This is a genomic window from Marinobacter pelagius (assembly GCF_003315345.1).
GTDB classification, from domain to species: Bacteria; Pseudomonadota; Gammaproteobacteria; order Pseudomonadales; family Oleiphilaceae; genus Marinobacter; species Marinobacter pelagius_A.
Map to the genome: position 1 here is coordinate 43,131 of NZ_QNRO01000013.1, position 11,363 is coordinate 54,493.

The window sequence follows — 11,363 nt, forward strand, 5'->3', positions numbered from 1 at the left end:
CCCCTCACGGGCATTGGAAACGTAATAAGCCGGCATCATGCCGGCTTATTTTTTACCTTCGATTTCTTTCCTCAGGCGTCAGCCAATTCGGCGGTCTTTTTCGCAGAGGGCATATCGGTTCCGACAGCCTGGGCGACGGCGGAGAACAGCGCCTGCAGGGTGGCTGACGTGGTGTCCTCGGCGAGAGCCGCCGCACTGCAGTGCTGACCATTCACCGTCAGGCGAATACACGCCAGGGCATTGGCATTGGTCCCCTCGCCCAGTGCGAACTCGTCATAGGCCTCAACCGCAATGGTAATACCGAAGCGGTTCTCGAGGGCCTCGGAGACCGCCTCTACGGCGCCCAGACCACGACCTTCCAGTCGAACCAGCGAGGCATCACCGCCCACGACCACGTCGGCCCGCACCCCTTCGTCATCCCGGTGAAGATCGTAGGAACGCAGTTCCCAATCGGCATGCACCTTCAGGTACCGGTCCTCAAACAGGCGGTGAATGGTGTGTGAGTCGATTTCCCCACCTTCAGTCTCCGCCTCACGCTGGACCACCTTGCTGAACTCGATCTGCAACCACCGGGGCAGACTGATGTCGTAGTCCCGCTCCAGCACGTAGGCAACGCCACCCTTGCCGGACTGGCTGTTGATACGTACCACTTCCTCATAGCGCCGACCGACATCGAACGGATCGATTGGCAGATAGGCAACGTTCCAGACATCGCCATCCTTCCGGCGTGCCAGGCACTTGCGGATCGCGTCCTGATGACTGCCGGAGAATGCGGTGAATACCAGTTCGCCCGCATAGGGATGGCGCGGGTGCGTGGAAATTTCCGTACAGGCTTCGACCACTTCCGTGATCTCTGCCATACCGGACAGATCCAGGGTCGGGTCGATGCCCTGGGAATACAGGTTCATGGCCATGGTGACCAGGTCCATATTGCCGGTACGCTCACCATTACCCATCAGGGTACCCTCGACACGATCGGCACCCGCCATCACCGCCAGCTCGGCAGCGGCCACGGCACAACCCCGGTCATTGTGGGTATGCACGCTGATGCTGATGTGCTTCCGGCGCTGAATGTTGTCACAGATCCACTCGATCTGGTCGGCAAAGATATTCGGGGTTGCCATTTCCACGGTCGCCGGCAGGTTGATGATCACTGGCTGGCCCTGATCCGGGCGCCACACCTCGGTGACCGCATCGATGACCTCCGCGGCGAAGTCCAGCTCGGTTCCGGTGAAGCTTTCCGGAGAATACTGGAAGGTCCAGTCGGTGTCGGGATAACGGGTTGCAATGTCCTTCACCAGCTTAGCGCCATTGACGGCGATGTCCCGGATACCGTCACGATCCAGACCGAATACCTGCTCACGCTGGACCGTCGAGGTGGAATTGTAGACATGTACGATAGCGCGCTTGGCACCCTCCAGAGCCTGGTAGGTGCGCTCGATCAGCTCCGGGCGCGCCTGGGTCAGAACCTGGATCTTGACGTCGTCAGGAATCCGGTTTTCCTCAATCAGTTTGCGGCAGAAATCAAAGTCCGGCTGACTGGCGGCCGGAAAACCGATTTCGATTTCCTTGAAGCCGAGCTTGACCAGCAAATCAAACAGTCGCTGCTTCTGGGCAACAGACATCGGCTTGACCAGCGCCTGGTTACCATCCCGCAGGTCTACCGCGCACCAGGTGGGAGCCTTTTCGATCACCTTGTCCGGCCAGCGACGGTCGGTCTTGGCGATCGGCTTGAATGCCATATATTTGCGATGATCAAAAGCCATAGGAGGATTCCTTTCGATTGCCAGTGGAGTACTTGATTTAGTTACTATGCTAACTCAGTCGATCGGAAATTTGATTGCTATTTCAGGCTTGGAACGGGTAAATTTGAGCATAAATCACCTTAATTGATGCCAAGGCCGCAACATCATGCTCAAACAACCCAAAGAACTCGTAAAAATTGACAAAACAGACCGGCGGATTCTGGAGGAACTCCAGAAAGACGGCTCATTGACCAACCAGGAACTGGCAGAAAAGGTAGGACTTTCCCCCTCCCCCTGCCTGAGACGGGTCAAGGCCCTCGAGGACGCCGGCGTCATCCTTCGCCGCGCCACGATTCTGGACCACAAGAAGCTGGGGCTCTCGTTAACGGCCATCATCCTGATCGGCATGGACCGGCATACCCCCGAACGCTTTGCAGCCTTTGAAGAAAAGGTCGCCGGTTACCCGGAGGTCCAGGAGTGCTACCTGATCACGGGGCAGGACGCCGACTACATGCTCAAGGTGGTGGTGCCGGACATGGACCATTATCACCACTTCCTGCTGAACCACATCACGCGGATCCAGGGGGTCAGTGGCGTCCATTCCAGCTTCGTTCTCAGGCGGGTGATAGACAGCACCGCCCTGCCCCTGGGTTACCTGTCCTGAGTCAGCGGATCAGCTCCCGGACGTAGGCACCCGCCATGCATTTAAGTTCCTCGACCAGTTGATGGCCCTGGTCTTCGGGCAGGGTAACGGCGAGACGAAGAATGTTGCCGGCCGAACGTGGCAGCAGAAGGCTGGCCGTCCACCGTCGACCCTCCGGAATATGAGGGCATTCTTCCTTCAGGCGCGCGTCCAGGTCCTGGGCGTTGCTGTAGAGTTCCCGCAGGTCCAGCTCACGGAGCTCGGGCATAGCCTCAACACCACTCCATATTGCCGAATAGGCCGGCTCGGTCCGGTAGAACTCGTAGAACTGGTCAATCAGAATATCCACGGCTTCGATCAGGCCCAGCTCCGGCAGATGCTTGCGCAGGGCCTTCTCCATCTTCTCCACGTGCTGTTCGGCGATAGCGTGAACGATCGCAGCCTTGTTGGGAAAGTAGCGATAGAGCGAGGCCAGGGACATACCGGATTGCCGGGCAATGGCGGACATGCTGGTGGCATCCACACCGACTTCATCAAATATGGCCGCGGCATGCGACAGGATGGTGTTTACCCGCTCGCGGCTCCGGGCCTGAACAGGCTGGCGGCGGGGGGCAACATCAACAGTTTCATCAGTCATCATCTGTACCTTGTCAGGCTGGCTCCGTACAATAACCACCACTTTACGACATAATAAGACGCCGGCGGCGAGGATCCGCCTGTCCATTAGTCTAACCATTCTGATTCAAGCCAAACGGAAGAGACAATGCGAGCAAGCCGTTACCTGATAGCGACCCAGAAAGAGACTCCCGCTGACGCGGAAATTATCAGCCACCAGTTGATGTTACGTGCCGGCATGATCCGCAAGCTCGCAGCCGGCCTGTACACCTGGCTGCCGATGGGGCTGCGCAGTTTGCGCAAAGTCGAGCGGATTGTTCGTGAAGAAATGGACAAGAGCGGAGCACAGGAAGTCCTGATGCCCGCGGTACAGCCGGCGGAACTCTGGCAGGAGTCCGGCCGCTGGACCGAGTACGGTGGCGAGCTGCTGCGTATGAACGACCGCCATGGCCGGGATTTCTGCTTCGGTCCGACCCACGAGGAAGTCATTACCGACCTGATCCGTAACGAGGTGAAGAGCTACAAGGAACTGCCGGCCAACTTCTACCAGATCCAGACCAAGTTCCGGGATGAGCGCCGCCCGCGGTTTGGGGTGATGCGCGCCCGCGAGTTCATCATGAAGGACGCCTACTCCTTCCACGTCGACGCGGAGTCTCTGAACGAGACCTACCAGGTCATGCACCGGACCTATTGCAACATCTTCGACCGTGTGGGGCTGGACTATCGCCCGGTAGAGGCGGACTCAGGCGCCATCGGTGGCAGCGATTCCCACGAATTCCACGTGCTGGCCTCCTCCGGTGAGGACGACATCGTGTTCAGCACCGAGAGCGATTACGCCGCCAACATCGAGAAGGCGGTGGCCCTTGCTCCTGCCGGCGATCGTCCCGCGCCGGCCGAGGAGATGAAAGAAGTCCACACCCCCGGCCAACGTACCATTGACGCCATTGCCGAGTTCCTCGGCATAGACGCCACCCGCACGGTCAAGACGCTTCTGGTGAAGGGCGAGGAGGACGAAAACGGCCAATCCGGCCTGGTGGCACTCATCCTCCGTGGCGACCACACCCTGAACGAGATCAAGGCTGAAAACCTTGCCGGCATTGCCGAGCCACTGACCATGGCCACCGACGAGGAAATCAAGAGCGCGACCGGCTGCGAGCCCGGCTCCATCGGCCCCGTGAACCTGTCGGTGCCTGTGATTGTCGATCGCAGTGCCGCTCACCTTGCGGACTTTGTCTGCGGCGCCAACCGGGACGACTATCACCTGACCGGTGTTAACTGGGAGCGGGATGTACCCCTGGGCCGTGTTGAAGACCTTCGCAATGTGGTTGAAGGCGATCCGAGCCCGGATGGCAAGGGCACCCTGGAGATCCGCCGCGGTATCGAGGTGGGCCACATCTTCAAGCTGGGCAACAAGTACAGCAAGGCGATGAACGCCACGGTGTTGGACGAGCATGGCAAAGCCACGGTCATGGAAATGGGCTGCTACGGTGTCGGTGTTTCCCGGATAGTGGCCGCATCCATCGAGCAGAACCATGACGACAAGGGCATCATCTGGCCGGACGCCATTGCGCCTTTCGAGGTAGTCATTGTGACCCTGAACGCCCACAAGTCACCGACCGTGGCCGAAGCCGGGGAAAAACTCTACGAACAGTTGCGCCAGGCGGGCTTCGACGTCCTGCTGGATGACCGTAACGAACGCCCCGGCGTGAAATTTGCGGATATGGAACTGATCGGCATTCCCCACCGTTTCGTGGTTTCCGATCGGGGTCTGGCGGCAGGCACCCTGGAATACAAGGGCCGCAGGGATGAAGAGAAGCAGGATATCCCGGTCGCCGAAGCCCTGCCCTTCCTGATCAACGCGTCGCCGCGTAAGGGACTCTGAGCGCGGCCGTCCCGCGCGGCTCAGACTATCGGAGAGAGCCCGGCACCACCGACCACGCCGGGCTCCATCTCCAGAATCACACCGAAGCGTTTCCGGACCGACTCCCTTATCCGGTCTGCAAGCTCCAGAATATTGCGGCCAGTCCCACCGGCATGGTTGATCAGGACCAGAGCCTGACGGTTGTGCACGCCTACCCGCGAATCCCGGTAACCTTTCCAGCCACACTGGTCTATCAGCCAGGCCGCGGCAACCTTCACCCCCTGAGCCTGCGGGTAAGCCGGGATATCCGGATACTGCTCTTTCAGCCGGCCATAGTCCGTCTCGGTCACTACCGGGTTCTTGAAAAAACTGCCGGCATTGGGAATCTGCCGGGGGTCGGGGAGTTTGCGTCGGCGAATGGCCATCACTGCCTCGGCTACCGTGAGGGCGTCAGGTTCCCTGTCGGGAAGACTGGCAAGGTACTCCTCCAGGTCGCGATAGCCCAACCGGAGGGGTTTGCTGCGTGACAGCCGAAGCCGTATCTCGGTGATCACATAACGGCCGGACTTACGCTTGAACAGACTGTCGCGATAACCAAACCCGCACTGGTCGTTGGCCAGACGAAGCCACTTGCCCGTCTCGCGATCAAAGGCGGTTACCGATACCAGGGTGTCGCAAAGTTCCACCCCATAGGCACCGATATTCTGGACCGGGGCGGCGCCTGCCGTGCCCGGGATCAGGGCCAGGTTCTCTATACCCCGGTAGCCTGACTTTGTCGCGTAGAGCACGGCTTCATGCCAGTTCTCCCCGGCACCCAGAACCAGGGTGGCCTCGTCTCCCTCGATCTGCTCCCAGTGGCGGCCGCGAATTGCCATATGAATCACCAATCCCGGGAAATCACCGGCGAACACCAGGTTGCTGCCACCGCCGATAAAGAGAGTGTCCAGACCACGCTCCCGTGCCCACGCCAGGGCATCTTCCAGCAGCTCGGAATCCCTCAGCTCGAGAAAATACCTGGCCGTGGCCGGAACCTGCAGGGTATTGAACGCCTGCAGATCAACCTGCTCCTGAACGGACACCCGATCCTTCAACGCAAACGCCCCCGGATCTCGTCAAGAAGCCCCTGACCGGCTTCGTGGATGAGGTCCAGTACGAACTCGAAGCCGTCCTCGCCACCGTAATAGGGGTCCGGTACTTCCTCGTGGTGGGACTTGCCATAGGAGAGGAACAGCTCCGGAGAAGTACCACCATTCTGGTGCCAGATGTCCTTCACATCGGCCAGGTTCTGGCGATCCATCACCAATACATAGTCGAACCCATCCAGATCGGACTCGATAATCTGGCGCGCCCTGAGGCCACTGATATCAATACCCCGTTTGCGTGCGGCTTCCATTGCCCTGGCATCGGGTGACTTGCCGACATGCCAGCTGCCGGTGCCGCAGGAATCGATATGGATCCGGTCGGACAACCCGGCCTCCTCCACCAGGGAACGGAAAACGCCCTCGGCACTGGGAGAACGGCAGATGTTTCCCAGGCAGACAAACAGCACCCGAACGCCATTGCTCATGTTCAACCCTCCTGTTTCGTTGTCAGCCACGCCCGGACACGCTCGAGGTCCGCTTCGGTATCCACCCCGGCGGGCGGATTCTGTGCAGCAATGTCTACGTGGATCCGGGCACCGTTATAGAGCGCCCGCAACTGTTCGAGAGACTCCACTCTCTCGGTCGGCGCCGGCACCCAGGAAACAAATTCGCTCAGTACACTGGCGCGGTAGCCATAGATGCCAATGTGCCGGAAATACCCGACACCATCCGGCAACGACACCAGCCCCCTGGCCGAATCCATACCGGAGGGCCACTGATCCCGGGCCCAGGGAATCGGCGCCCGACTGAAATAATGGGCCATGCCCCGATGATCGAACACCACCTTCACCACGTTTGGATTGAACACTGGCCCGATGTCGTGAATGCGCTCGCAGAGGGTGGCAATGGAGGCTTCCGGGTAGCGCTCCAGGTTCTCAGCCACCTGGTTGATCAGGGCAGGCGGAATCAGGGGTTCATCGCCCTGGACGTTCACCACCCGATGATCCGGATCAAGCGCCAGCTTGCGTGCCACCTCCTCCAGCCGGTCGGTGCCACTGGCGTGGTCGGGCGAGGTCATCACCACTTCCACACCGAAACTTTCGCAGGCTTCCTGAATCCGCCGGTCGTCGGTCGCCACAACCACCCGGGAAGCACGGCTTTCCACCGCGCGCTCACACACGTGGCGAATCATCGGCTTGCCGGCAATATCCGCCAGCGGCTTGCCAGGCAGGCGGCTGGAGGCATAGCGGGCTGGAATCACAACGGTGAAGGACATGGTCTCTCCCTTACCAGATCAGGTCAGTGCTTTTCGAGACGTTCGTCAGTGCTCAGGGTCCGGGCCTCGCTGGCCAGCATGACCGGGATTCCCTCCCGGATCGGAAACGCCATGGCATCCTGGTAACAGATCAGCTCGGTTTTCTCCCTGTTGAGCTTCAGGTCACCCTTGCAGACCGGGCAGGCCAGCATGGCAATCAGCTTTTTATCCATGGTCCGTTCTCTTCTGGTTTGATTCGTTCAACTGTTGCGAGCATTCCTCGATCCGCTGGAGAAACGCTTCGATAAAACTGTCCGGCAACTCCGCCTCCACCGCGAGGTACCAGGCATTATCCGGTGCAAACTTCCGGCATTTTACGGCGTCCTTGGCGGTCATCACCAGCCACTCATCCGGCTCTGCCGACAGATCGCGAGCCCTGAAACGATGATGATCGGGAAAAGGCGTTTCCCGGACCCGGGCTCCCAGCTGCCTGAGCGTGGCGAAAAAACGCGCGGGATTGCCGATGCCGGCAACGCCGTGAACCTTGCGCCCGGCAATCTCGGCCAGCGGCACCTGATGACCTGTTGTCACCTGGACCAGGGAGGACGGGAGCAGCCGCATGGGGAAGATGTCAGGATGCTCAACCCCCTCGAAGCTTTTGAGCCGGTCCTCGGGCTCTTCGGCCCTTGCACCATTGACCACCACAAAATCTACGCTCGAAAGTCTTGAAACCGGCTCCCTTAGCGGGCCGACAGGAATCAGACCACCATTGCCGATACCACGGCTGGCGTCGAACACGGCCAGTTCTATATCCCGCGGCAAGGCATAGTGCTGGAGCCCGTCGTCACAGATCAGGACATTGCCCAGAAACCGGGAAATGGCATGAGCGGCTCCGCGCCGGCGCTGTGGATCCACTACCACCGGAACGCCGGTCGCCTGCGCCAGCATCACCGGCTCATCACCGGCCACTGACGGATCGCTGTCACCGTCGACCACAAGCGGGTAATGGGTGGATTTGCCACCATAACCCCGGCTGAGGATTACCGGCCGCCAGCCGGCAGCGGACATTTCCTTGACCAGGCGGGCCGTCAGCGGGGATTTGCCGGTGCCACCGGCGGTAATGTTGCCAACCACCACTACCGGAACCGGCAGCGGCTCATCGCGAAGCTCCCAGGCCTTGCGGCGACGGGAGTCACTGATGGAATGGTAGAGCCAGGCCAGCGGCGCCAGCCAGCCGAGCGGGCGGCCCTTGCCATACCAGACCCGGTCCACCAGGGAAGTCATGAATGCTCACTGAACTGCATCTGATGTAGCTGGGCATAGGCGCCACCGGTCGCCAGCAAATCCTCGTGGCGACCGGATTCGACAATCCGGCCTTTCTCCATCACCAGGATCCGGTCTGCCTTCTCGATGGTGGACAGGCGATGGGCAATCACCAGGGTCGTCCGGCCTTGCATGACAGTTTCCAAAGCCTCCTGGATATGGCGCTCGGATTCGGTATCCAGTGCCGAGGTGGCCTCGTCCAGGATCAGCACCGGCGCATCCTTCAGCAGGGCGCGGGCGATCGCAAGCCGCTGGCGCTGCCCACCGGAGAGCATCACGCCATTGTCGCCGATCATGGTATCGAGCCCTTCCGGCATCCGGTCGATAAACTCCAGGGCGTGGGCTTTCTCCGCCGCCGCCCGGATCTCCTCGCGGCTGCAGTGCCTGAGGGACCCATAGGCGATGTTGGCGGCGATGGAATCGTTGAACAGCACTACGCTCTGGGTCACCAGCGCGATCTGGGCGCGCAGGGCCGGGAGCGAATACTCCCGCAGGGAATGGTCATCGATGCGGATATCGCCACCGGTAAACTCGTAGAACCTGGGCAACAGGCTGACCAGGGTGGACTTGCCACTGCCCGAGCGGCCCACAAGGGCGACACTCTGCCCCGCCGGAATGGTGAGGGAAATCCCCTCGAGGACGTTATCGAGCTGGTCCCGGTACCGGAAGGAGACATCGTCAAATCGGATATCCCCGGCAACCCGATCCGGCGCGAAGGTTCCCGGATCCTCCTCCGGCTGCTCATCAATGGTTTCGAACACATCGTGGGCCGCAGCCACGCCCTTCTGGATCTTGGCGTGGATGTTGGTGATCTGGCGGATGGGCTTGGCCATGGTGGTTGCGGCGGTCAGGAACGCCACCAGCTGCCCGGTAGTCATTTCGCCCCGGATCTCCGGAGCCAACATCATCCAGACCAGCGCTGCTATTGCGATCGCCACCAGCACCTGGATCACCGGCACGCTGATCGCCTGGGTTGCCGCCATTTTCAGACTCTGCTTCAGGTTCTGGTCGTTGACGATCCGGAAACGTTCCTTTTCGTAGTCCTCACCGCCAAAGGTACGGACAACCCGGTAGCCGGTAATGGATTCTGACGCCACATGGGTAATGTCGCCCATGGAGCCCTGGATACGCTTGCTGATCTTTCGGAAACGCTTGCTGGCATAACTCACCACCGCCCCGATGATCGGACCCACGGTGAGGAACAGCAGGGTCAGCTTCCAGTTGGTGTACAGCATGAAACCGAGAAGGCCGAGAACCGTCAGGCCCTCACGCAAGGCGGTGGTGACCGCGTTGGTGGTTGCCTCGGCCACCTGCTCGACGTTGAAGGTCAGCTTGGAAACCAGCCGCCCGGACGCGTTGTCATCAAAATACCGGGACGGTAACGCCATGAGCCTTTCGAACAGGTTCCGGCGAAGGGAATTGATGACATGGCGGCCAACGTAACCGATGAAGTAGGTGCTCATGTAGGTGCCCAGACCCCGGGACGCGAACACCCCGACAATCAACAGCGTCAGCAGCAACCGGTTCTGGTCGGTGGGGTTTTCGATGGCCGTGATGACGTATTCCATGGCCGCCGCCATGCCAGTGGATGCCGCGGCATAGATGACGTTGCCAATGACCGCCAGGGAAAAGGCAAACCAGAACGGCTTGGCATAGGACAGCAGGCGCTTGTAGGTCTCCCAGCTGCCCTTGTCCAGGGCAGCCGGCGCCGCAGGTTCCGGGTTATTCACCAGCATCGGACTCCCGCTCCGTGGTTATGCTCAACTTGGCAAAACCCAGGCGGCCGGCAACATCCATGGCGCGAACCACGAACTCGTGTGGTGTGCGGGCATCCGCGGTAATGATGAATGGCAGGGAACTATCACCTTCGGCCAACTCACGTACCCCCCGCTCAAGGGTCTCCCGCCGGTTGTTAACCAGGGTACGGTCATTGAGGATGTACTGCCCCTCAGCGTTGATCACCACGTCGATCTGCTTTACCTCGGCCGGCTTGGCTGGCTCGCCGCTGGCCTCGGGCAGCTCGACCTGCAAATGGCTTTCCCGGGTAAAGGTGGTGGAAACCATAAAGAAAATCAGCAGCAGGAAGACCACATCGATCAACGGGGTCAGGTCGACGCCGACTTCCTGGCTTCTCTGGCGCTTGAACTTCACGGTGTTCAGGCTCCTTCCACGTCGATTTCGCGGTCTCCGTGCACAACCTCAACCAGCTTGATGGCTTCCTGCTCCATGTTGACCACCAGCTCATCAACACGGCGGATGAAATAGCGGTGACAGATCAGAGCCGGAATCGCCACGCTCAGACCGGCCGCCGTGGTGATCAGTGCTTCGGAAATACCTCCGGCAAGGTTGCCGGCGTTGCCGACACCGGCGAGCTGGATCTCGGCGAATACCTTGATCATGCCGATAACCGTACCCAGCAGGCCAAGCAAGGGCGCGATGGTGGCCACAGTGCCGAGCGGATTCAGGAAACGCTCCAGCTCGTGGATCACATGGCTGGCTTCGTGCTCGATGCTTTCCTTCATGATTTCGCGGCCATGCTTGGCGTTAAGCAGACCGCCGGCGAGAACTCGCCCGAGAGGAGATGACGCCTGAAGGGCCTTGAGCTTCCGACCGTTCAGATCCTTTTTCTTGATCCAGCGCCAGAGTTCGTTGATGGTCTGGGGGGGAGCAACCCTGGAGGCACGAAGGGTCCAGAAACGCTCCAGGACGATGGCCAGAGCCAGGATGGAACAGGCAACAATGGGCACCATCAGAATGCCACCGGCTTTCAACAACTCGAACACGCTTGGTCTCCCTCGTTAGTTACAAGCCGCGCTACTTTAGCATAGCTGCCGTTTCA

At 60.2% G+C, this 11,363-nt stretch carries 12 protein-coding genes; 2 read left to right on the plus strand and 10 right to left on the minus strand.

All coding sequences use genetic code 11. The annotated features are described in order from the left end of the window. Nucleotides 1-71: 71 nt before the first annotated feature. Nucleotides 72-1,766, minus strand: coding sequence for a 2-isopropylmalate synthase (gene leuA / locus DET50_RS12180; protein ID WP_113863118.1), 1,695 nt, complete (start codon nucleotides 1,764-1,766; stop codon nucleotides 72-74). A 145-nt stretch (nucleotides 1,767-1,911) separates the two neighbouring features. On the opposite strand from leuA, the gene DET50_RS12185 reads away from it, so the two are divergent. After that, nucleotides 1,912-2,409, plus strand: coding sequence for an Lrp/AsnC family transcriptional regulator (locus tag DET50_RS12185; RefSeq protein ID WP_113863119.1), 498 nt, complete (start codon nucleotides 1,912-1,914; stop codon nucleotides 2,407-2,409). 1 nt (nucleotide 2,410) lies between these two features. On the opposite strand, the gene DET50_RS12190 is transcribed toward DET50_RS12185, so the two are convergent. Further along, complete coding sequence (locus DET50_RS12190) at nucleotides 2,411-3,025, minus strand: TetR/AcrR family transcriptional regulator (protein ID WP_113863120.1); 615 nt, start codon at nucleotides 3,023-3,025, stop codon at nucleotides 2,411-2,413. A 126-nt stretch (nucleotides 3,026-3,151) separates the two neighbouring features. On the opposite strand from DET50_RS12190, the gene DET50_RS12195 reads away from it, so the two are divergent. Next, complete coding sequence (locus DET50_RS12195; RefSeq protein ID WP_113863121.1) at nucleotides 3,152-4,885, plus strand: proline--tRNA ligase; 1,734 nt, start codon at nucleotides 3,152-3,154, stop codon at nucleotides 4,883-4,885. Between the two features lie 20 nt (nucleotides 4,886-4,905). Here DET50_RS12195 and murB read toward each other — a convergent pair whose 3' ends face one another. Genes murB through DET50_RS12235 form a run of 8 tightly spaced genes read right to left on the minus strand, consistent with a single transcriptional unit; the run spans nucleotide 4,906 to nucleotide 11,307 of the window. Then, on the minus strand, nucleotides 4,906-5,955 hold the full coding sequence (gene murB, locus DET50_RS12200) for a UDP-N-acetylmuramate dehydrogenase (protein WP_113863122.1): 1,050 nt from the start codon (nucleotides 5,953-5,955) through the stop codon (nucleotides 4,906-4,908). Next, on the minus strand, nucleotides 5,952-6,431 hold the full coding sequence (locus tag DET50_RS12205) for a low molecular weight protein-tyrosine-phosphatase (protein ID WP_113863123.1): 480 nt from the start codon (nucleotides 6,429-6,431) through the stop codon (nucleotides 5,952-5,954). The genes murB and DET50_RS12205 overlap by 4 nt, the downstream gene beginning before the upstream one ends. Before the next feature lie 2 nt (nucleotides 6,432-6,433). After that, nucleotides 6,434-7,222 carry a 3-deoxy-manno-octulosonate cytidylyltransferase gene (gene kdsB, locus DET50_RS12210; protein WP_113863124.1) on the minus strand — a complete coding sequence of 263 codons (789 nt, stop codon included), beginning with the start codon at nucleotides 7,220-7,222 and terminating at the stop codon, nucleotides 6,434-6,436. Nucleotides 7,223-7,245: 23 nt separating this feature from the next. Continuing rightward, nucleotides 7,246-7,434, minus strand: coding sequence for a Trm112 family protein (locus tag DET50_RS12215; RefSeq protein WP_113863125.1), 189 nt, complete (start codon nucleotides 7,432-7,434; stop codon nucleotides 7,246-7,248). Then, the gene (lpxK, locus tag DET50_RS12220; RefSeq protein ID WP_113863126.1) at nucleotides 7,427-8,485 is read right to left on the minus strand and encodes a tetraacyldisaccharide 4'-kinase; all 1,059 of its coding nucleotides are present in this window, start codon (nucleotides 8,483-8,485) and stop codon (nucleotides 7,427-7,429) included. The genes DET50_RS12215 and lpxK overlap by 8 nt, the downstream gene beginning before the upstream one ends. Beyond that, entirely contained in the window at nucleotides 8,482-10,260 is a 1,779-nt protein-coding gene (gene msbA, locus DET50_RS12225; protein ID WP_113863127.1) for a lipid A export permease/ATP-binding protein MsbA, read from the minus strand. The genes lpxK and msbA overlap by 4 nt, the downstream gene beginning before the upstream one ends. Next, nucleotides 10,247-10,675 carry an ExbD/TolR family protein gene (locus tag DET50_RS12230; RefSeq protein WP_113863128.1) on the minus strand — a complete coding sequence of 143 codons (429 nt, stop codon included), beginning with the start codon at nucleotides 10,673-10,675 and terminating at the stop codon, nucleotides 10,247-10,249. Before DET50_RS12230 ends, msbA begins: the two co-directional genes overlap by 14 nt. Nucleotides 10,676-10,680: 5 nt before the next feature. Further along, nucleotides 10,681-11,307: a MotA/TolQ/ExbB proton channel family protein gene (locus DET50_RS12235; protein WP_113863129.1), complete on the minus strand. Its 627-nt coding sequence runs from the start codon at nucleotides 11,305-11,307 to the stop codon at nucleotides 10,681-10,683. Between the last annotated feature and the right edge of the window lie 56 nt (nucleotides 11,308-11,363).